The sequence below is a fragment of the Mesorhizobium sp. M0040 genome, assembly GCF_040323505.1.
Taxonomy (GTDB): domain Bacteria; phylum Pseudomonadota; class Alphaproteobacteria; order Rhizobiales; family Rhizobiaceae; genus Mesorhizobium.
Genome location: NZ_JAMYVA010000002.1, coordinates 1 through 21,853 on the forward strand (window position 1 = coordinate 1; position 21,853 = coordinate 21,853).

Genomic DNA, 21,853 nt, shown 5'->3' on the forward strand with positions numbered 1-21,853 from the left:
ACCTCGGCACAGGTCACCGATACCTATCTTCTTGCGCTCGCCAAGGCGCATGGCGGCCAACTTGCGAGCTTTGACCGCAAGCTGTCGGGGGCGGCGGTGAAGGCCGGGAAGACTACACTGCACCTGATCCCCACAAGGTAGACCGCGGGGCTCTTCGGTGCAGTCTGCCTTTCGATCTTCTTGGCTTTGAATTGAGGATTCCGCAACTTGTCGCGCTCAGCGCACTCCAGTGGATCGCGAGCGGCTATCTGACCATAGTTTGCGGGGCATTCATCTCTCCCCTGCGCGTTCGCGCTTGGACGCGCGGCGCTGACACTCGTCGCCGTCTCTGTCGCCGTAAGACGACAACCCGATCACACGATCATGTCACCCATCACTTCCCCAGGCCCGCTGCCCATCTGGACAGTTCGGCCTTGCCCCAATTGCCCTTTCAGCTGAAACGATTAGGGCGGAAGGTCGCAAGCATGGGATGCGGATTGCCTGAGGCGATTTCTTTGGCAAGCAATTCGCCGACGATCAATCCAAGCGTGGCGCCGCTGTGGCTAAAGGCGACGTGAAGCCCGGCGACGGTCTCGACGGAGCCAAGCACTGGCTCGCCGTCGCCCGGGATGGGCTTCGGGCCAACTGCATAGGTAGCGAGTTGGAGCCGCGGATTGCCCTGGAGCACCGCACTAGCCTCGTCGAGCAGTCCTTTGATGGTCTTGCCGTGCACGGTGTAGGTGCCGTCCGGGTTGACCACGACTTCTTCCTCCGACCACGCCGAATCCAAAACAAGTGCGCCATCCGACGCCGGGCGCACCGCCACGCGCGGCGTATTCAGCACGGCACGGAGCTCGGTCCTGATCGGCTTGGTTTTCAAGAGGAGTGAAATCGGCGTAGCGTCGGGGATATGGACTCCGATCTCAGCAAGCATAACAGGCGTCGCTGGCCCAACGGCAAGGACCACTGCATCCGCCTTTATCGGCGCACCATCGGCAGTGACGACGCCACGCGCGCGACCACCTGTGGCACCTATCCGCACGCGTCCGGCGTTCTGGACGAGCTTGCCGCCGCGGGAGCGGAACTCATTGAGCAGCAGATCGATCAGGCAGGGCAGGTCAACCCATCCTTCGCCAGGATTGAAGATGGCACCCTGCGGGGTGATGGCGCTGGCGTTGACGCCGGGCGTCACTGCGCCGACTTCGGCAGGGCCGAGCAGAAGCGCGTCATAGCCAATATCCTGCTCCAGCTGGCAGATGGACGCGATCTGGTTCGCCTCATCATCCCGATCCCAGGTGAGGCCGCCGTCAAAGCGAAGCCACGACGCCGTTTCCGGCCTTGTGGCGGCCAGGGTCCGATAACGGTCGATGCCTGCAAGCCTCAAGCGGTGGTAGGCAGTGTCAGCACGTCGCGCTGAGTTCAGCCAGGAAAGTGAACGGCCGGATGCACCGTTAGCCGGCGCGCCGTCGTTGACAATGGTTACATCAACGCCAAGACGAGCAAGGTGCAACGCGGAAGAGATGCCGAAGATGCCCGCGCCGATAACAACGACATGGCGCAGCTTTGGGGAGGCAGTCATAGAGATATCCTTCTTCGCAGAAGACGGGCTGGGGGTTGTTGGATCGCTGCAGAGCGCGGCGGAACTAGTAGTCGGTGAGCTTCTTCATGTAGCGCCGGCCCTCAAGCATTGGCCGGCCGCGCAGACCGGCCAGCTCGTAGGCAAAACGCCATAGTGTGTCAAAAAAGACCAAGGGAACGAGATAGGGTTTGATGTGTTCTGACATACCACTGAGGTCGAGTTCCGTTCCATCGAGCACCAGGATGTTTTCCCGGCTGCCGTGCTTGAAAAGGAAATCGCGAGCGCGTTCCGTAAGGTGCCTCGTCTCGTCCAAACCCAGCAAGACCACGAAGCAAGCGTCCCGGTTCACCACCTCAAATGGGCCGTGAAAGAACTCGTTGGCGTGTATGGCTTGCGAGTCGTACCACTGCATCTCCATCAACACGCAGATGGCGTAGGAATACGCCGCACCATAGCTGGCACCGCTGGCCAGTGTGTAGATCGCATTGCGCGGCGCGAAACGGGGGGCGAAGGCCTTAAACCGGTCGGCATAGGTCCGGTGCGCACGCTCTATCGCCGGCTGAAGATGGCTCAGGCTCATCAGCACATCGGCAGTTAGCCCGGCATCCCCCCGAGCATCGATCAGGCCGGCGAGCAACATGTAGAGCACGCCGTAGTTGCTGCAGGCTGCATCGATTGCTTTGCCCGTCGTGTAGGAGGCCTGGTAGGCGACGGCGTGGTCGACCGCCCGCGCGAGGGGCGATATCTGGTCGAGCGTCATGCCGATTGTCGTTGCGCCTCGATCCTTTGCATGATTGGCCGCTCGCACGGTCTCGTGGGTGGTGCCGGTCTGCGAGCAAAGGACAACGAGCGCGTCGGGTCCCAGCCGTCGCGGGTCTCGGCAGACGAACTCATCCGCGTTGTAGATGTCGCAGGCGAATGTGCCGCTGTGACGGTCGACGAAGTATTTGCCTGCCATCATGATCGAGAGCGAGCCGCCGCACGCCACGAGGAATAGGTGCGAAAACTGCCTGCCCGCCGTAGCGATCAGGGCGCGTTCCACGTCGGCGGGCAGGGCGAAAATCATGAGGTTCCTCTTCTCGTTGACAGAGCGTGGGCCGGCGCACAATTGACAATGGCGGGCCATTGTGCGAACGTTATCACACCCTTTAAACTGAAAGTCCTGCGATGGTCAAGATTGCCGCGATGGGCGACAACGTGGTCGATTGTTATCTCGCTCGCGGCGAGATGTATCCTGGCGGAAATTGCCTCAATGTCTCGGTCTATGTCAGCCGCTTCGGCGGGCAGTCGGCCTATGTTGGGGCGATCGGCAAAGACCGGGCAGGGGACTTGATTCACGCCGCACTCAAGTTCGAGCGCGTGGACGTCACCCGATTGCGGCGCCTTGAAGGGCCGACCGCCTACTGCCTCATAGGTCACCGCAACGCCGATCGGATTTTCCTGGACTTCGATCTCGGAGTTTCGGCGTTCACGCCGACGCAAGAAGATCTGGATTTTCTCTCGGGTTTTCAGGCCGTCCACATCGGCCAGTCCAGCGGTCTGGACCCCTGGGTTGCCGCTGTATCAAGTAAGTCACTGTTGTCTTATGATTTTTCCACCCGGCGGGAACCGGGACACCGACGCGAGATTGGGCCCTATTGCTATCTGGCTTGCGTCTCGGGTGACGGTCTCGACGACGAGGAATTGGCCGCAATCGCAGCCGAATTGCTTGCATTTGGTTCAAAGTGGGTTCTTGTAACTCGCGGTCGGGCCGGCGCGGTGCTTCACGGCGCCACCGTCTCTTACCGAACCCCGGCGCGGTTGGTCGAACCCGTCGACACCCTGGGCGCGGGCGACACCTTCATCGCGAGGACGCTATTCGGCCTGCTTAAGGAAGAGACGCCTCAGGACATTCTTGGCCAAGCCGCGGAGGCGGCGGCTGCTACCTGCCGGTACTACGGGGCCATCGGCTATGCGGCGGCAATCGATCTAGGAAAGATCACGCCGGAGGTCCTCCGCGGAGCTCGGCGCATTCAAGACGAGAGAACTGTCTAGCTGCGAAATTCAACTGAGCAATTGACGCGAGAAATGGACAATGCTAGTTCAAGTGATAACGTTCTCATTCATCCAATCAACGCCATGAAAGAGCGTTTTGATGGATGAGTCGTCGAGTGGGACCGCAGGCCGAGTTCGGCCAATCGTAAGAGGAGAAGACATGCAAACGAATTCGAGCAGGCGCCAATTTGTGAAATCCGGTCTGGCGCTGACGATCGCGCTGGTGACAGGACTTGGCACGTTGGCCGCATCAACGCAGGCAAAAGCGGCCGACAACCCCTACAACCTCATCGACCCGACGATGATCAGCGTCGGAACCATGGGCGATGCGAAACCCTATGTCTTCACCGACGCCAACGGCAACTTCACCGGCTTCGACGCTGAACTCTTCCGCGACGTGGCGCGCCGGCTCGGGTTCAAAGAGGAGCAGGTCGTTTTCACCGGCCAAGAATTCTCGGCGCTGCTGCCGTCTGTCGCCAACGGCCGCTTCGACGTCGCTGTCGCCGCCATTGGCACGACCGCGGAGCGCAAGAAGACCGTGGATTTTGGCGACGGCTATCTCGCTGGCTACCTGTCGATCATTTCGGCTGATCCGGCTCTGACGACCAATGAGAGCACCGCCGGAAAGCGCATCGGCGTGATCCAGGGAACGCTGCAGGAAATCTATGCTGAGAAGAACCTGAAGGGCGACATCGTCAAATTCCCCGACAACAACACTGCGGTGGCGGCGCTGAACAACGGGACGATCGATGGCCATTTCACCGACTATGAGTCGGCCAAGCAGTATGTGGAGCGCTACAACAACCTTAAGATAACAATGAATGTGCCGTCCTTCGACGCGCCTGCCGGGTTCGTGGTCAAGAAGGGCAACGACGCTTTCCGAGAAGCGCTAAACAAGGCACTGCGCGAGGCCATGAACGATGGCACCTGGAAACGGCTTCACGAGAAATGGTTCCCGGGTACCCCGATGCCGGATCAATATCTGCCAAAGAAGTAAATTCGCACGTCTCGTTATCGTTTCCGGCCGGGCCCGTGAGCAACGGTGCCCGGCCGAGTTATAGATGGACTTGATATGAGCTGGTTCGACAACTTCGCCCGCAGCTTTCTTGATTTCCAGGCGATGGCAGAAGTTCTGCCAAACATGGTGATGGTCGGCCTCAAGAACACTTTGATCCTGGCCCTTGCCTCGACGTTTTTCGGGACGCTGATCGGTATCGTACTCGCCATGATGGGGATTTCCGAGAACCAGCCGCTGAAACTCCTTGCCCGAGTCTACACCGATATCTTCCGCGGGCTTCCTGCCATTGTCACAATCCTAATCATTGGCCAAGGCTTCGCGCGGTTGGGCCGAGATCTGTTCGGTCCATCGCCTTATCCGCTGGGCATTCTGGCGCTCAGCCTGATCGCCGGCGCCTATATCGGGGAGATTTTCCGCGCCGGCATTCAGAGCGTCGAGCGTGGTCAGATCGACGCCACGCGCACTCTCGGCATGACATATGGCCAAGGCATGCGCCTGGTGGTGATCCCGCAAGGCATCCGCCGCGTCCTGCCTGCACTGGTCAACCAGTTCATCGGCAACGTCAAAGACTCCAGCTTGGTCTATTTTCTTGGTCTGCTCGCCTCCGAACGCGAATTGTTCCGCGTCGGCCAGGACCAGGCCGTGCTGACCGGCAACTTGTCGCCGCTGTTGCTGGCCGGCGTGTTCTATCTCGTGATCACGGTGCCGCTGACCCATCTCGTCAATTACATCGACGCGCGCATGCGCGTCGGCAAACGTATCACCGCTGCGCAAAGTGGCCTCAAGGAAGTCGCCGAGCTTGCCGAAGCGGTCGTGCCGGGCACAGAGACGTTGCCTGCAGCAGCGCCCACACGCTTCAAGGGTGGCGGTATTGAGGTCAAGAATATCGACATGGCCTATGGTGTCGTCCAGGTCCTCCATGATGTCAGTCTGAAAGTAGAGCCGGGGACCGTCACCTGCCTCATCGGGCCGTCCGGCTCGGGCAAGTCGACCTTGCTGCGTTGCCTCAACCGCCTCGTAGAGTGTCGAGCCGGTGACATTCTGCTCGATGGCGAAAGCATCTACAAACAGACCCCTGACCAACTCCGGCGGCGCGTCGGCATGGTTTTCCAGCAGTTCAATCTGTTCCCCGACCGCAGCGCGCTCGCCAACATCACCTTGGCGCTTCGCAAAGTTAAACGCATGTCGCGCGAGGAGGCTGAGGGCGCGGCCTTGGCGAGGCTGAATGAAGTCGGACTGCTGGAGCGTAAGGACCATCGGCCGGCCAATCTCTCGGGCGGGCAACAGCAGCGGGTGGCCATCGCGCGCGCCCTGGCCCTCGAACCCGAGATTATGCTGTTCGACGAAGTCACCAGCGCGCTCGATCCGGAATTGGTCAAAGGCGTCCTGAACTTGATGGCCGATCTTGGTCGGGGCGGGATGACGATGGTGGTCGTTACACACGAGATGAACTTCGCTCGCAAGGTCGCGAACCAGGTCGTATTTATGGACGAGGGGCGGATTGTCGAGGCAGGCCGACCAGAGGACCTATTCGATAACCCGCAAAGCCCGCGTCTTCGGCGCTTTTTGTCCGAGGTGCTGTGATTGCAATGGTGTGCGCAACGGGGGCTGTTGCGGTGTTCGCCCTTGCGGACGGGCTTAACTGCCGCTAGGTCGCCGGCACAACGCGCGCATGGGCGCTAGGTTTGCCGAGTGACTCAAAGATCACCCAAAAACGCAACTATCATAGAGGTCGCTCGCCGGGCCGGGGTGAGTTCCGCCACGGCCGGGCGTGTTCTTGGTGACTACGGCTACAGCAGCCCCGAGGTTCAGGAGAAGGTGCGCGCCGCAGCAGTTGAGCTGGGCTACCGCCCCAATCGCCTTGCCAAAGGTCTGATCACCGGTAAAACGCAGACTATCGGCGTAGTGGTTGGCGACATCGAAAGCCCATTCTACGCCAGCGTGCTGCGCGGAATAGGGGATGTCGCGCGCCGTGGCGGCTTCGGGGTTGTCGTTACAAACAGTGATGAAAATGCCGAACTCGAGCAAGAGGCGGTGCAACTGCTGCTGGAAAAGCAGGTCGACGGTTTAATTGTCTCATCGACCTTCGTGGACGAGCCGGATCACCTTCATGAAGCAGTCGCGGCTCGCTGTCCCGTCGTGCAGTTCGACCGCATGGTGGCGGGCCTGGAAACCGATTCAGTCGTGGTCGACAACGTTTCTGTAACGCATAGCAGCATCGCGGCGATGATAGCGGCCGGACACAGCCGCATCGGAATATTGGCGGAACTCGGGCCGGGCCAACGCGACGATGTTGGCTCGTTTGTGGCAAACGTTGATCTCTCCAGCGCTGATCTTCGCTACCATCATCCAAGCTGGCAGAGGCTATTGGGTTATCTCGAAGCCCATCGCGCCGCGGGCATTACGCCGGATCCGCAATTGATCCGTCGCGTGGCGCTCTATTCTAGCGAGGCAGCCCGCAAGGAGGCGCTCGATCTGCTGACAATGCGCAATGCACCGTCCGCTCTGTTTACGGCCGATGGTGTGATGTCGACAGGGGTTCTGGAGGCCATTTCCGCATTGAAGCTTGCGATTCCAGGAGACGTTTCGCTGCTCTGCTTCGACGATCTCGACTGGATGCAGTTCGTGGCCCAGGGTATCACAGCCATCGCGCAGCCGGCACATTTGATTGGAGCGGCGGCAGCGGAGCTTCTCTTGAAGAGGCTGGCGGAGGCCACGTTACCTTTCGAGCACCGTGTCCTTGCGGCCCGCTTGGTGGAGCGCAATTCAATTGCGGTTTATCTCACCCGCGAGCCCGTCTGATCCGGCCGCAACGGTCTATAGCTGGGGCTGAATTGCAGCCCCTCTCTATATCGAGGTCGATGCCATACAGGGATATTGACCTGCCGTATGTTTCTTCGCTTGCCTACACGCCATCGGCCATCTGCGGCTCGGCTCGGCTGAATGACAGCCCACCGCGGAACGCTGGATTTCAAAGAGGAATGTGTTCGGTGTGGTTCGGCCGACTATGTCCAGGATCACGGTTTTGATCCGCTATTGCGTGCAACAGTCCTAGCATGCTGCCGGGCGCAGGCCCCTTCAGGAATTTGAGTAGTCCTGAAACGCTGGTTCGCGCCGCCTCATCCAATAGGAATATGCTCGCCGATGGCCCAAAGGAGATCTCGTGCAACCAGGGCCATTTGCATGCTCCAAGATGCGTTCTGCTCGGGCGCCAACAACAAGGATGGGGCTACAAGATGCCGTACCCATTCAGGTTTTCCCTTCCCCGAGAATGTGTCGAAGAAAGGTGTTTCGGGACGCCTGGCTCAGCTTCTTAAAGGCATTCTAGTGGATCGAGAGCTATCCGCCGACCGCCCGTCGGAGAAAGGGATGATAGACTGTGCCGCGTTCGTCTTGGATGCGATGGGAATATGGCATGTACACAACCATCAATACCCTCGTGCGAACGATCGACGGCGGACGGCAGGTCTCGTGATACAGCAGATGGTTCGTCTACAGGACGAGAGGACGTTTTCGGGCCGATATCGACGACCATGATCTCCGGCGACACGCCGAAGCGCACCGGCAGCCATGATACGCCCAAACCCCCGGATACGATCATGTGCCTCCCACCCTCGACGACATGCCCATAAGCGAAGCGCTGTCCGTAGGCTGAATTGATGATGGGGGGGCCAACGAATGGCAAGCGCACCTGTCCGCCATGTGTATGGCCGCATAACGTCAGGCTGACACGGTCAGGGACAGTAATGAAGATGTCCGGTTCATGCGCAAGGAGCAATATCGGATTGCCGTCGTTGGGTATTCCGGCCATTGTTCCAGGCAGATCGTCGACGCCCTTGTACACGCCGCGAGAAAACTGCATGGCCCACTGGTCGCCAAGACCCGCGAGCCAGAATGCTGGGCCATCCTGCTGACGGATAAGCGTGGCGGTGTTCTCGAGGACCGGAATGCCATTGTCGACGAGGGCTGCGCGGACACTATCGACACCGTGCCACCAGTCGTGGTTGCCGAGAATGGCGTGGCAGCCGAGTGGCGCCGAAAGTTTCGAAAGAGAATTCCCCCAAACAGTGTCGGGCACGATCCCGGTGGCATAGCGTGGCAGCACGCCCATCACGTAGTCGCCAAGGAGAAGGACGATGTCGGGCTGCAGGCTATTCGAAACACCAACGATCTCGTCGATCCTGGAAACCGGCATCCAAGGCTCGCAGGCATGGATGTCAGCGACCACGACGATGCGCAGGGGCTTGGCAGTGGTCGGCCAGCGCGGCGGAAGGAGCTTGTAGTGCGTGACACTCAGTCGAAACCGAGGCTCAATCGCGATGGCATAACTCGCCAGACCGAATGCCGCGAGCGACACGGCGCCAAAGAGCTTCAGGAATGAGCGCCGCGACGTCAGCACTTGTGTTTTCCAGCAGAACTAGGTTGGTACTAGAGATCGCTGCGTATTCAGCTGCGGCAGCCTGGACCACATCAACCGCGTGAGAGGCCTCGCTGGTCAATAGTTTCCCAAATTGGCATCACCTGCAAGCATTGGTCTTTATTGCGCAGGGAAGGGAGCTCGGGCTAGGACCAGTCAACTGCTCCGAATTGCCACTGATCTCGGGCGGATGGTGCAGTTCCATTCCGGATGAATGCGTCGCCTTAGATGGCGAGCGCCTCCATCTCGACATCGTTCATTTGATCCCGTTTTTCGTCGGCCGCGGAATCGACCGCGCGCCCGCTTCGGGTCCGCTTGGTTGTCGCGACTGCGATCAGCTCGACCAGGGCCACGCGATTGAGGAGGCGCCGTCCGCGCCAGCTTTGCGTGATGCGGCAGAACAGGGGTGTTCGATGTTGCGCCATGTCGATGTGCCCGTCGGATGGTGATGCAATGTGGAGCGCAAGGCCTGTCTCGCGAGTGAGTTGTTGCAGTTCGACCTTCCACAACCGGCTATGGTCATCCAGCTTCGAGCCGACCGCTTCCCGCCTTTGACCTATCGCCTCGACAAGATTGCGGCGCTCTCGAGTTGAAGCCGGAGGGCGAACTTTCGTCGGCTGCAAACCGGCTTCTTACCGCTCTCGCAGTGTTTCCTGCTTGTATCGCATCATTGGCGAGAGAAAGTAGCTGATGATGCTGCGCATGCCAGTCTGGGATGGTCATTCGGACCCGAAGCTTGGTAACTCCAGTCTCCTCGGTTCGGTCCGAATGGACAACCTGCGCAAAGCTCACAACTAGAGCGGTTCCATCCCGATGGCATCGGGATGGAACCCCATCTCTTTTGCTTGAGCAGATCATCGCCGAAAACCGGGCTCCCGCCTTTGGTACGCTGACTTCGGTTCGGCACCATGGCTTTGAGGTGCTGTTCATCCAGTCCTTATTTGGCCATGGCAGCCCCGCGTAGTCCTTCAGGTCACATAGAACGAGGCTGCGCTGAGCGACAGATGTGGGGAAAGGCTGGCGAACTGTATTTGAGATGCGCCGCCGGCCCCGTCACTGTCGAAAGAGAGCGCCCCGGTTGCACTGTCGTAGATGATGTGATCGGAGCTGTCATGCGCGGCTGCACCAATAAAGAAAGCTTTGGATGGAAGCCCTCCCGGCTGAAGCCCGGCAAAAACGGTATCGCTGAGATGGAACGTATCCTGGGAGCGCTTGAAGTCGGTGATCTTGTCGACATTACCGGCTCCAAGAGCAGTATTGAACGAGAAGGCATCGTGGCCTCCGTAGCCGGTCAAGACGTCGGCGCCGAGGCCGCCGTTAATGACATTGTTGCCGGCATTGCCCTGGATGGTCTGGGCGAACTCGTTGCCGGCGAGGGTCATTGCTTTCGTGCCTGACGCGTTATTGGTAGCGAGGAGCTCGATCTCCGAGCCGGCGGAAAGCGCATAGCTCACCGAGGCGAGCACACTGTCGTTGCCGCCGCCCACCGCCTCAACCACCTTCTCGTTGGCATTATCGACATAATAGGTGTCGTTGCCGCCATAGCCAATCATCGTGTGGCCGCTGGTTCCGTGTAATACATCGGCGTCGCTGGTGCCGTACAAGGTGCCATCGCTGGTGCTGCCGGAAGAAGGAACCGTCCCGGTGCCAGACACGGGCTCGGTCCCGGTCGAGCCAGTGATTGGGGGAGTGACGTTAGCACCCGTCACCGTGTCACCGCTGCCTGCCTTCTGGTAAAGCTGAATCTGATCGACTTGCATCTGCATCGACGAAGGAGTCGAACCATCCAGAGCCGTATGCCATCCGGTCACGTTCGAATTCGCGACCCCATTGTTCATGATCAATTCCATCGGTTCATCCGGGATCGGCGCCTGTGCGCTGGTCACTTGCGCCATCTGATGCCCGTCGAGATACCAGGTGATCGATTGACCGGGCACCCAGTTGATGCCGTACGTGTGGAAGCCGGCCGTGAGGTCGGTCCCCGTATCAATGCTGTTTCCTACCCACCCTGACGGCGAGTGGAGGTGCCAGGAGAACATCTGGTCCGCCGGCCCCGAACCGGTAAATCCGCCCTCCTGCATGTCGATCTCGAAATTGTCGCCGCTGCTGCCGGCGCCATGGCCGGGCAACAGCCAAAGGGCCGGCCATGCGCCATCGCCGCTTGGCGCCTTCATGCTGATCTGAAGGTAGCCGCCATTGAATTCGAAGTTGCCGTAGCTGCTGACCGCGCCGGACGTGACCGGGTATGTCTGTGTGGTCCCCTGATTTATGCCGCTGATGGGCTGCTTGATCGCCGTGAGATCCAAGGCCCCGTTGCTCACGGAGACTTGGCTCGGCACATCGTAGTCGGCATAATATTGCGAGCCTGCGTTGCTTCCTCCTGATCCATTACTATTCCATGGCCAGCCATTGGCGGCATTGCTGGTGATGTAGGTATGCCAGTCGCTGTCGAGCGCCGTACCGGAGAAGTTTTCCTCGAAGACGAGATCGCTAGAGGCAAAGCCTGCGGGGGCGGAAAGAGTCATTCAGTGATCCTCTTTGGTGTTGAAAACAGGGAATTCCACTGCCGCGCATCGCCAAGGCGCGCGGCAGATCGCATGCTCGCAGTTGGGCACTGCGAACGGAGTTTCAAAGTAGCGGAGATTTGGAAGTCCTCGCCCAGACATTATTGTCGAGCAAGCTGAACGTTGAACTCGCCATCCGAAGACGAATTTTGTCGAGGGTGCTGCCGCGCACGCAAGCTGTTCGGCGGTTCCAGCCGCAGCCAAATTGAAGTCGAGCGCAGCTCTTCCGGCACCGCCGAGCTGTTTAGTAAAAACACGGTGTATCCTTGGTTAGTTGTGTTTTTTGTTGTAATTACGCCTGCGCCCTAAGTAAAACGCAGGCATTCCGCTCGTTGGACTTATCCCGCCTACCGTCTTATACTATCGAGAAGTGATTAATCTGAGGACGATGTATCGAGCTAACACGAGCTTACTGCCATTTGCGGCGAGAATGAGGCTCAGTGAGAACTTATTAACACATTCTAATGTAGGACGTGTGTCGAACGGCCGCACCGAAGCGCCCTTCCGGACGTCCTACCAAAACCGTGTCCGTCGGCTGAAATGTTGCGCCGGTTTGAGCGCATGTGTTCGCGGGGTCGTTCGCATGTGAGGTCGTCGACAAGGATGGCCAGGATGTCTTCCGAGTTGCGTGGCGGACGAGCCGTCGAACCTATGGCTGGCGCTGCCGGTCCGAAGTTCGACCGTGCCGTTTGCGCGGCCGATGCAGTCTCTACACGTATTGCTGAGGGATCTCGCCAGCGCCACGGCGGCGATGTCCCACATGATCCGCCTTCAATGATCGAAGGTGAGAGCTGGCCCTGCTATCGAGTGCAGGCCTTACAGCGCCGACAGGCCGTTCAATCGAAACGCCAGCGTGCCTGCATGTAACGCGCCGAACCTGCAACCGCATCCAGGGGAAGTGCGATCGCTTAAGCGGCTTGTTGAAGTGGCTGATACTTGACCCCTATGGCGCGGCGCGTTCTCGCCGCGTGGCGCCTGCCGCGAGTCTGAACCGCGCAGCCAGTGGCCAAAGCTCCACCTGGGGCACAGTCGATTAGCGTGCTCTTTTGCTGCATGGTCGTCTATGCAGGTTGACCGTCGTTCAGAACGTAAAGCCGACAATGCGGCATCGCTTGTCCCTGATCGGCGAAAATTTCTGCCAGTCAGCCTCGCTGTGGAACGAGAGGAGTTGGATTCCCATGAGCTACCTCAGATGGGCCGCGTGCCTTACGGGACCTCCCCGGAAGCTTCGCCGCCGGCGGCTTGACGCCATCGAGAGTGTCGTTACATTTGTAATGGCTAGGTTTTGCTTTTATCCGGTTGCGCCACTGAGATGCGCGGTTCGCATGTAGCGTGTAGCCCCGAGGCAACGGAGGAACCCTGAGCGACCTCAAGACTGGTGCGGCTGCCTAACATTCGTCCATTCCCGAAATGTGAAGTGCGATCGACAGGACGACTTAGGATCCCCTTCTGGACCTGGCCTTGTGGCCATGCAGCGACCTCGATCGCTGGTCGATTTCAAGCCAAAAGAAACTATTAGTAACACCGAAATATTTGAAGAGGCAACTTAATCTGGCTCAACCACAAAAGGTGGCAGAGATGATGTCAAGTAATGACCTCTATACCGGAATAGATTATGCCGCTGCTAATCCGACTTGGCATGACGAAGATGGCGGTGTTAAGGCCGCGAACATCGCCAAGATCGTGCGCGCCAACAACATCAGTTGCCAGAAAATCGTCGATACAGGTTGTGGGACGGGAGGCGTTCTGGATGCTCTTCTTCGGCATGATATCTTCCGTGATTCAACAGCCATCGGCTACGATATCGCTCCCTACGCTATAAATTTGGCCAAACACCGAGAAAAAAACAACCTCAAATTTCACTGCGGCGACTTCTTTCAGACCGGCGAGAATTGCGATCTTCTTTTGTGCATCGATGTTTTCGAGCACGTTGATGATTATATTGGCTTCCTTCGAAGACTAAGAGGACGATCAAGATACTATACGTTCCATATTCCACTTGACATGAATGTCGTCGGACTTCTACGTGGTCAGCATCTTAAGCAACGCAAGGAGGTTGGTCACCTGCATTACTTTGATCAGGCAACGGCGCTAGCGACCCTGCGCGACACAGATTTTAAAATTATTGACGCACAGTACACTAGGACCGCGGAAGATATTCTGCAGATCCATCCCGAATGGAGAACCACTACAGCCATCCTCGGTAATGCCGCCCGAGGCATTGTCCGGACTATGGCCGGAGAGGACCTGTCGGTGCGCTTACTCGGCGGCGCCTCGTTGATCGTCCTCACGAGCTGAGGTGGTGTTCGTGCGCGTCGAGCGCGAACCGACCTTTGTGTGCTGGAGGCTCACGAAGGTGAAAGTTGCAGTGCCCGGGAAGTGTCAAAACGCTGTCACCCGCAGGGCTGGGCAAATCTCCCATATTTTTAACGTCGATCTCCGTCCAGCGAGAAGCTTCGAAACCTGATTCCGAGCTGCTTGAGCTGCCCTACCCCGGGAACCTCTGCCGCCGGGTGCACGAGCCCCAGGATGGAGTCGGATCGGAAGGGTAGGGGGACGTGCAGGGCCTCTCCTGCCCGGAGCATGCAACTGACAAGCTGCGAGGGCACCGGGACGGCACGCAGTGTTCTGCCTTGTGACGCGGCGATCTCGTTCATGAGCCGTCGGAACGGCACCGGTTCGGGGTTGGCCAGCCCTACCGGTTCCGGCAGGGGCATGTCCGACTCGGCAATACGCACCATGGCGGCTGCCATGTCTGCCTCATGCACGGTGAACTGATGGGAGCGCGCCCCGATGAGAGGTGTAACCGGCAGTTTGGTGAGTTTGCGCAGCGCGCCGGCCATCCCGGCCCAACCGGGGCCGTAAACCAGTCCGAGGCGGGTGGAGACGCCTCCCATACTGCTGGCTGTGCGCTCACACGCCAGCTTGGCCTGGCCGTACAACTGTCGGGTTCCCTTGTAAGCGGACATCGAGGAGATGAAAATGACCCGGCGAACCCCTGCGTCGGCGGCATTGCGGAGGAGGTGCTGCGAGCCGGACACATTGACACCCCATACATCGCCTGCACTAATGAGACTCAGGTCCCATGCACTATGTATGAGCACATCTAGGTCGCTGAATGCGGCCCCCGACGGCGGGCGCTTAATCTCATATGGACGCCATTCGGCGACGCCGGCCATTGCGGCGGCAGATGCGGAGGTCGCCCGGTTCGGGCGGGCGAACGCGATGACCTCATGCCCTTGCTGGGCGAAGGTAGCACGCAGGATGGACCCGACATACCCAGTCGCTCCGGTGATGCCGACCCGCATTGATGCTCACCCCGTCAGTTCCATCGCCTCGCAGGCGATGCGATGAGAATTGGCCATCACAGTCAGCGTAAAGGTAGTCGCCGGAACATTTGGGAAAACCGAACCGTCGATAAGATGAATCCGGTCCCAACGCGCCAGCCGCCCGACGCGGTCTGTCGTCGCACTCCGGGCGTCCCGCTCACTAGCGTGGGGAAAGCTGCCGCCAAAGTGGTAGCTCTTGGCCCCACCCGACCACAGCATTTGCGACGTGACCGGCCACAAATCAAGGTAAGGTGCTGCCCTATAGATGCGCTTTATTACGTCAGGCAGCGTCGGAGGCACGTCTTTGCCCCTGACCCTGGTCTCGCTGAACCCCTCGGAAGTAAGGGTAATCCGGGGTAGCTCATCAGGAGCTGCGGGCACCTGGGCTGTGATCCGTATCTTGGGTGACGCCCAGGATGGCAAATAGCCGAGGCCTACCGTCAATCGGCTCAGCAGCCGATCTGTCGCGAAGGCGGCGGCGGGATGTTGGAGGAAGCCGGGCAGCGCATCGTAGTATGCGTGGTTGAACGGGTAAAAGTGAACCTGTGAGACGTCGAAGCCTTCGTCGTCCCGGCCGATGACCATGTTGAACTGGTTGAGTGTGAACTCGCGCCTTGTACGTGGGTCGGGAGTCGGCTTCACGGACATCATTGGAAGAACGAACTGAGCCGATTCCGAAAGATGGACCGGCTGGTCCGATCCGAGCGAGCCCAGGATCAGCCGAGTGGTGCCGATAGCTCCGCAACCCACGAAGACCCGGTCGGCTGCGAATCGCTGGATCCGGCCGCTGGATAGCTCCCGAGCCTCCACGACTGCCGTGTCGGCCTCCTGGCCGACTCGAACCGCGAGCAGCCCGCTGTGGTAGTCAATCCTCCCGCTGCGCCTGAAGCGGTCGAAGCTGTGCGAGGCCGAGTAGATCAGCGACCTCGGGCATCCAGTCATGCACAGGCCGCAGGGCTGGCATTCGGGCGCCGAGAAAGCGAGCCGCGCGCGCCCTATGGTTATTCCGGTGGAGCGTACACGATCGCGGTGCCGGTCGTAGTTGGCCAGCACCATCTGCGTCCGCGGTGCCAGCGGCGGAAGCGGGTGCGGAGATCCGATGAGCGGAAACCACTCATCGAGATCGTCGGACTCTCCGGCGAACGGAATGTGACCAAGGATCGTCCGATAGTGCTCTTCCATATCCGAGAAACCGAACGGCCATCTCTTGAATGTGGCAGCGCTGAAGGGCATGATCTGGGCCCCCCAGACGTTGCTGAACCCTCCGTAGGCGCATGAGATCACAGCAGAGTTGACTCTACCCTGGGAGTGGACTCCGTCGAGTTGGCCCTTGTTGACAAACGGAAAATCGGATCCGTAGCTTCTCTTTTCAGGGAGCGAATCCGACTGTACGCGCTTGGGTTGCAATCCGATCCGGCGGACGTCCTCCTCATCCCAGTCGCCGACACGCAGCTTGGACAGCCTGGAGATTACCTCTTGCGTCTGGACGTCCAGCACGGTGCCCGGATCGAACACAGTTATCTTCTCGTCAGACTTCCCGGACAGCGCCAACACGGCGGCGGCTGCAGCCGGACCCGAACCAATGATTATCGAAGAAGGCATTCACTTCTCTCGCCCATTGGCTCGCGCGGCTGTGTTAAATACCTGCCTGGTGGCCTGTCGGCGCTGCCGGCGCAATCGCCGCGCCCGCTCGACATGACCGGCGACGTGGCCTGCTGCGGCCAGACCTATGCCAATGATTATGGCCGAGGACCGGACCAGCCCGTGGGGGTCACCCTTGGCGGCTTGCCAAATCCCTCGCGGTACGCCCTTGGTCAGCGCGTACCAGACGAAGCGGGTTTCCGCACCCAGAGTTGCGGCGTCGCCCATCTGGGCAAGAGCCTCGATCTTCCCCTTGTTGACGAAGAAGCAGCGGCGCCAGAAGTACTTCCAACTCGGCCGTGAGGCGGGTACAAAGTGGCGGACGGTCGCTGCCGGTTCGTAGATGACAGCCTCACTACCCTTGATCTGCGCCACGCGGTGGCACATGTCCATGTCGTCGTGATTGTCGGAGTGGAACCCTCCCACCTGCTCAAGGAGGGTTCGCCGCACCGACATGTTGGCACCTATAAGATGAGCCAAGGGGCCTCGGCTTGTCGGAAGACCGTCATAAGCGCATCCGAACACCCAGTCGAACTGCACGGGAAACCAGGCCGGGCGGCTAGACTCGAAAACCGGTAGGGGGCGCCCGCCGACGGCGCCGATGCGCTCATCCTGGTACGGGTCTGTGAGAATCCCGAGCCAGTCCTTGTCGGCCGCTGCATCGTCATCCAAGAACGCCAGAATGTCTCCCGCTGCTCTCTCGGCTGCAGTGTTTCGGGCCGACCCCAGGTGCCCGTCATACTTGTTCTGGATCACCCGAATCGGAGGGGTGGATGCGGCGAAGCCAGCCCAGTACGCGGCACAACGGTGAAACAGGATTTCATTGTGGTCGATGCATACGATGATCTCGCAGGGTTGCAAGGTCTGCTCCTGAACCGAGGCCACCGACTGAAGCATCAGCTCCCATCTGTCCTCGGTGTAGGCACAGATAATCACCGAGATCGTGGGGGGGCGCGGGACCTGCCGGCGTTCGCTGGTGACGCCATGCTCGGTCTGCCCGGTTTTCGATCCAGGCTGACCGGTTGTGGCAACGGCAACGTCATTACCGCGGCGGGCGAAACCGATACTTAGGTTCCGGACGTGGCCCCGCTGGCCAACGCCAATCGGCGTGCAGGATTGCGCAAGCATCAGAATACGCATCTAGGAATTCTCCCGACTTGAGCTGCCAATGTCTGCCCCAAGCTTTTCGATAGACGATGCGATAAAGCCAGACTTCCACGCGCTGGATTCGGCTTACCCGGAAGCCGGCTCTCAGCATAAAGAAACCACGAGGGCCGAGGTTTGCGCCACAGAGGCTCGAGGCGGCCGCCGACGCCAAGCACGCGCGGGTCGGCGTAGGGCATCAGCAACTCGTCCAGCCAGCGCTCATCGGCGATCGCATCGTCATCGAGAAACGCCACGACCGGCGCGGCCGCCAATCCGGCTCCCGTCGTGCAACCGCCGCACAGTCCACGCACGTTGGTATTAGGTGTGACGACGACACCTTCGATCTCGCGCCGGGCGCGCTCCAAGAGCGCCTCATCGTTGTCGACGACGAGGACGATCTCGCGGGCCGGGCAGGTCTGGCGGCGCACCGACGCGATGGCCGCGTTCAAATCGTCCCAGCGATCGAGTGTGTCGGCGCAGATCACGACGGAGGCTTCGGTCATGGCAACTGCCGGCTGGTTTCTGAGGCCGGGCTGGTTTCGCGTGTCTGCGTCGCCCGAGCCGTGGCGGCTTTGAGGATGTTCCAGAGGGGACCTCCGTCGTTGTGAATATCGAACTTGTCATATTCGTCGACGGGATAGCGCCCGCTGTCCTGCCGCGACACCAGCCGCCACACAATCCAGCCGGCGCAGTTGCGCTCGCGCGTCAGCGTGTCGAGCCACATCGCGTAAGCCTGGGCAAAGTTCTGATTGGAGCGGGCATAGCCGAACTCCTCCAGAAGCACCGGCTTGCCGGCGCGAACTGCCAACCGGCAGAACTCGGTGATCAAGCTGTCGAACTGCTGGACGGTGAGCTTGTAGTAGAGCGGGTAGCCGTGCCAGGTCCCGAAATCGAGAGTCGGGATCGTCAGATCCGATAGCTTCGACTCGACGTTAGCGTGCCCTGAGGTGACGAGATGGTTCGGATCGAGCGACTTCACGTAAGCCGTCATTTCGGTGGTCCAAGCCAATCGTAAGGCCTCCGGCTGCGCATTGCCTTCGTTCATTAGCTCCCAGGCCATGATGGTCGGATCATCCCGGTAGGCGAGCCCGGTGAGCGGGTTGACTCGCTGCACGACGTGGCTGACCCAGGTCCTGTAGTCGCGCTTCGTGCGCGGATCCTGGAAGAAAAACTCCGACTTCTCTTTGCTGAGGTCGGTGTCGTACTGGCTCTGCACGCCTGGGGCGTCCCGGCTCCCATACCAGGCCCGCATCTGCTGGGCGCCGCCTGTGAAGGCCCAGAAATCCAGGACGGCGATGATCAGCCTCAGGCGTCGCTTGCCGGCCTCGGCGATGAGGAAATCAACCTTCTGCATGCCGTCGGCGCCGTCATTGATCGCCATCCTGTTTTGGCTCGGGTCCCAGTAGAGCAGGTACGTGCCCTTGACCGCGAGATTGCTGGCTTCGCCTTCAAGCCGCCAATCCCAGATCGTAGGCTTGCTTCCGTCGAGCGACCCGATCACCGGCTGGAGGAAGGTGCGGACCACATTGGCGCCCATCGCCACCGCGTCATCGAGAACGCGGGTGACCTCATCCGGCGACCCGTAGGTCAGATAGTGGTTGTTTACGCCAGTCACGAAGAACGGCTTGCCGTCCAAGGTGAAGTTCGTTCCGGAAGTCTTGATGAAGGACGTTGCCGACGGGTCATCCGCGGCGCTCACGACTGCCGGAACGGACAGCAACGCGCACACCAGCACCCGCAGTCCGGCGTTGCGCAGCCTATTTTTCACTCGTTGCCAGCCAACAATCACCCGGGCATGTGGCTCTCGCCGGGCGCCGAGTGCAACAGCCCCGAGGGATTACCTCCTCTGACCTCGCACAGCCCGGGCGTCGTTCGGGCATAGTGGTGCTTGGCCGATTCCGGTCGCTCGAGTATGGACCCGTGCTGTCAGACATCGCTCCCAACCAAGAGTTCGGCTCCTCTTATTGGCGAGTCCCCGCGGTAGTAATAGGTGGGAAATATTCTCGCGCTGTGACACGCGCCATCGCTTTCCATCTACCTCCCTGGCCCGCGGGCCCGCGGCGGAGTCTTGGTAAGGCGGATCGCCGCAGGCGGTTCTCGTCAAGCTGTGAGCCGGCGTCCTTTTGAAATCCGCGGTCAGAACAACAATGCGCATTTGCCTGAGTCTCGATCCATCGCGGCTACTTCGGTGGCACCTCTGGCTGGCAGAAGCGCTTGCTGAAGTGCCCGGCAACGAGGTCTCCTGCGCTTTGGCGGCCGGTCGCCGCCCGCTGCCGTTGACCTGCCGTCTGCTGCTCGAACTCGAACGACTGGTCTATGGCTTTCGCGGGAACGGCGCCACTGACTCCGTCGAGGCGGCGCTGCGGTCCCTGCCGCCGCCTCCGTCCGACCAAGTGGACGTGGTGATCGATTTGAGCGGAGAGGAGATGCGCCCGGCGGGGCTGCGGGTGCTGACGCCGCTCTTCAACGGCGTACCCGGCGAGATCGGCGTCATGGCGGCCGTGGCGAATGATCAGGACCTTCTCGTCGACCTGCACGACACGGCGCGCCCGTTGCGGCCGTGGATGGCCCGTCCGGCCAGTGTAGACCGTGGAGTGTTCTCAGCGAGTCTAGACAGCGTCCTCTCCTGCGCTGTGCTGCTGATCCTCAAAGCCTTGCGCGAGGAAACCGGTTCAGCTGCGTCCGGTGTCCCCGGTTCACGGACGGCCGTGCCTTCACTTGGCGCATCCTCGGCCCTTGCAAGGGCGACCGGCACGGTGGCATCGAAAGCGATCAGGTTTTTGGACGTCCTGGCAAGAGGCGGCAGGATGTGGGGGGTTGGCTGGCGCTTCGATGAATCGGCGAGCCTGCTCGACAAAGGCGAAGCAACCTTCTCGGTGCTCACCGGAAGCACCGACAGCTACCTTGCCGACCCGTTCCCGTTCCGGCGCCAGGGGCAGGATTTCATTTTTGTCGAACAGTACCTCTACTCGAAGAACCGGGGGTGCATTGCGGTCGTGGCAGCGGACCGGGACGGGACCGTCGGCGCACCCCAGATCGTCTTGGAGGAACCGCATCACCTCTCATACCCGTTCGTGTTCGAGCAGGACGGGCAGATCTGGATGATCCCCGAATCGGGGACGGCCAGGAATGTTAGCCTCTACAGGGCAGTGGAATTCCCTTACCGGTGGACGCGGGAGGCCTGCCTCATCGAGGGGATCGAGGGCTACGATACCACGCCTCTCTGCCATGAGGGCGGCTTTTGGTTTTTCGTCAGCCCAAGGCGGTGGAGGTCCACGTCTTGGGATGTCCTCAGCCTCTACCGTGCCGAGAGCCTGACCGGGTCTTGGACGCCCCATGCCGCCAACCCGGTCCTGATCGATGCCAGGCTCAGCCGCCCCGCAGGCGCCGTCATCCGACACGGCGGACGCACGCTACGCCCAGTCCAAGACTGCGCGCGCGGCTATGGCAGCGCGGTGACGTTCTGCCAGATCGATGCGCTCGGGGCGTCGGAGTTTGCCCAGACCCCGGTCGGTCGCATTTGGTCCGGAGCGTTGGGGTGTCACACCTACAACCGCCGGTCTGGCTTGGAGGTGATCGACCTGTTCGGGCATATCCGGGGTTTGCGAGAGGTCACGACCTCCTATCGTTTGCTGGTACCCGACGCGCCGGTCTCGGGACCGCGTGGGCAGTCCCTCTCTTGGGCGGTCTCGTCCGGGTCAGCCACCCGTAGCCAGGTGGTCGAGCGCAAGGTACCCCGCCTGAGAAGGGCCGGGCGCGCCCGACCCTTCTCGGGCACAGAATAAGCTCGGAAATCACGGCCGAGTGAAGGAGCGAGCCCACCTGCACATTGCAGCTTCTGGCCAGTGGCAATGTCAGCGTTGTCTGGACGTTCATTTCTTCGCGCCGACGATCTTCGCTGCCTTCCGCACGGTTCGCTCAGTAGAAAATTGTCGCTTGTGAGCTAGTGGCGGCCGCGGGTCGATGGATGTCCTCGCCGGCGTTGGAAGTGGCCCCAGAGGTCTGAACGGGTTTGGCAACGCTGCCAACACAGCTGCTGAAGTGATCGGTGCCGCTGCCGTGCTAAACGCGCTGGTGGTATGGGCTGCAAATAACCTGAAGAGATACCCCAAAAGAGCTAATCATCTATTGTCTTTTCCTAACCAT

General features: G+C 60.3%; 15 protein-coding genes and 2 pseudogenes. 7 read left to right on the forward strand and 10 right to left on the reverse strand.

Features of this window, described 5'->3' with window-relative positions:
* Positions 1 to 141 (forward strand): annotated as a pseudogene (locus tag NKJ91_RS01680) (TA system VapC family ribonuclease toxin); the annotation flags it as partial.
* A gap of 289 nt (positions 142 to 430) precedes the next feature.
* On the opposite strand, the gene NKJ91_RS01685 reads toward NKJ91_RS01680, so the two are convergent.
* Together NKJ91_RS01685 and NKJ91_RS01690 are read right to left on the reverse strand one after the other, a co-directional pair.
* Positions 431 to 1,558, reverse strand: a complete 1,128-nt coding sequence (locus NKJ91_RS01685) for an NAD(P)/FAD-dependent oxidoreductase (RefSeq protein ID WP_352454189.1) — start codon at positions 1,556 to 1,558, stop codon at positions 431 to 433.
* A gap of 64 nt (positions 1,559 to 1,622) precedes the next feature.
* Complete coding sequence (locus NKJ91_RS01690; RefSeq protein ID WP_352454190.1) at positions 1,623 to 2,624, reverse strand: SIS domain-containing protein; 1,002 nt, start codon at positions 2,622 to 2,624, stop codon at positions 1,623 to 1,625.
* Positions 2,625 to 2,725: 101 nt separating this feature from the next.
* Between NKJ91_RS01690 and NKJ91_RS01695 the strand changes: the two genes are divergently transcribed.
* The 4 genes from NKJ91_RS01695 (at position 2,726) to NKJ91_RS01710 (ending at position 7,412) form a co-directional block, all read left to right on the forward strand.
* Positions 2,726 to 3,592 carry a PfkB family carbohydrate kinase gene (locus tag NKJ91_RS01695; protein WP_352454191.1) on the forward strand — a complete coding sequence of 289 codons (867 nt, stop codon included), beginning with the start codon at positions 2,726 to 2,728 and terminating at the stop codon, positions 3,590 to 3,592.
* A gap of 160 nt (positions 3,593 to 3,752) precedes the next feature.
* Positions 3,753 to 4,589, forward strand: coding sequence for an ABC transporter substrate-binding protein (locus NKJ91_RS01700; protein WP_352454192.1), 837 nt, complete (start codon positions 3,753 to 3,755; stop codon positions 4,587 to 4,589).
* A 75-nt stretch (positions 4,590 to 4,664) separates the two neighbouring features.
* Positions 4,665 to 6,194, forward strand: coding sequence for an amino acid ABC transporter permease/ATP-binding protein (locus NKJ91_RS01705; protein ID WP_352454193.1), 1,530 nt, complete (start codon positions 4,665 to 4,667; stop codon positions 6,192 to 6,194).
* Between the two features lie 108 nt (positions 6,195 to 6,302).
* The gene (locus NKJ91_RS01710; protein ID WP_352454194.1) at positions 6,303 to 7,412 is read left to right on the forward strand and encodes a LacI family DNA-binding transcriptional regulator; all 1,110 of its coding nucleotides are present in this window, start codon (positions 6,303 to 6,305) and stop codon (positions 7,410 to 7,412) included.
* A gap of 715 nt (positions 7,413 to 8,127) precedes the next feature.
* On the opposite strand, the pseudogene NKJ91_RS01715 reads toward NKJ91_RS01710, so the two are convergent.
* The 3 genes and pseudogenes from NKJ91_RS01715 to NKJ91_RS01725 all read right to left on the reverse strand — a co-directional run.
* Positions 8,128 to 9,006 (reverse strand): annotated as a pseudogene (locus tag NKJ91_RS01715) (metallophosphoesterase); the annotation flags it as partial.
* A gap of 245 nt (positions 9,007 to 9,251) precedes the next feature.
* The gene (locus NKJ91_RS01720; RefSeq protein WP_352454196.1) at positions 9,252 to 9,650 is read right to left on the reverse strand and encodes an ISAzo13-like element transposase-related protein; all 399 of its coding nucleotides are present in this window, start codon (positions 9,648 to 9,650) and stop codon (positions 9,252 to 9,254) included.
* Positions 9,651 to 9,995: 345 nt separating this feature from the next.
* Complete coding sequence (locus tag NKJ91_RS01725) at positions 9,996 to 11,552, reverse strand: family 16 glycosylhydrolase (RefSeq protein ID WP_352454197.1); 1,557 nt, start codon at positions 11,550 to 11,552, stop codon at positions 9,996 to 9,998.
* A gap of 1,617 nt (positions 11,553 to 13,169) precedes the next feature.
* Here NKJ91_RS01725 and NKJ91_RS01730 point away from each other — a divergent pair.
* Entirely contained in the window at positions 13,170 to 13,889 is a 720-nt protein-coding gene (locus NKJ91_RS01730) for a class I SAM-dependent methyltransferase (protein WP_352454198.1), read from the forward strand.
* A gap of 128 nt (positions 13,890 to 14,017) precedes the next feature.
* Here NKJ91_RS01730 and NKJ91_RS01735 read toward each other — a convergent pair whose 3' ends face one another.
* The 5 genes from NKJ91_RS01735 to NKJ91_RS01755 are packed head-to-tail and all read right to left on the reverse strand — an operon-like array spanning position 14,018 to position 19,475.
* Positions 14,018 to 14,899, reverse strand: coding sequence for an NAD-dependent epimerase/dehydratase family protein (locus NKJ91_RS01735; RefSeq protein WP_352454199.1), 882 nt, complete (start codon positions 14,897 to 14,899; stop codon positions 14,018 to 14,020).
* 6 nt (positions 14,900 to 14,905) lie between these two features.
* Positions 14,906 to 16,522, reverse strand: coding sequence for a Rossmann-fold NAD(P)-binding domain-containing protein (locus NKJ91_RS01740; RefSeq protein WP_352454200.1), 1,617 nt, complete (start codon positions 16,520 to 16,522; stop codon positions 14,906 to 14,908).
* Positions 16,523 to 17,701, reverse strand: coding sequence for a glycosyltransferase family 2 protein (locus NKJ91_RS01745; RefSeq protein WP_352454201.1), 1,179 nt, complete (start codon positions 17,699 to 17,701; stop codon positions 16,523 to 16,525). It lies immediately after the preceding gene.
* Positions 17,689 to 18,210 (reverse strand): glycosyltransferase family 2 protein, encoded by a 522-nt coding sequence (locus tag NKJ91_RS01750; protein ID WP_352454202.1) that lies wholly within the window; start codon positions 18,208 to 18,210, stop codon positions 17,689 to 17,691. Before NKJ91_RS01750 ends, NKJ91_RS01745 begins: the two co-directional genes overlap by 13 nt.
* On the reverse strand, positions 18,207 to 19,475 hold the full coding sequence (locus NKJ91_RS01755) for a glycoside hydrolase 5 family protein (RefSeq protein WP_352454203.1): 1,269 nt from the start codon (positions 19,473 to 19,475) through the stop codon (positions 18,207 to 18,209). The genes NKJ91_RS01750 and NKJ91_RS01755 overlap by 4 nt, the downstream gene beginning before the upstream one ends.
* A gap of 379 nt (positions 19,476 to 19,854) precedes the next feature.
* Here NKJ91_RS01755 and NKJ91_RS01760 point away from each other — a divergent pair, with 379 nt between their 5' ends.
* Positions 19,855 to 21,492 (forward strand): glucosamine inositolphosphorylceramide transferase family protein, encoded by a 1,638-nt coding sequence (locus tag NKJ91_RS01760; protein WP_352454204.1) that lies wholly within the window; start codon positions 19,855 to 19,857, stop codon positions 21,490 to 21,492.
* Positions 21,493 to 21,853 lie beyond the last annotated feature (361 nt).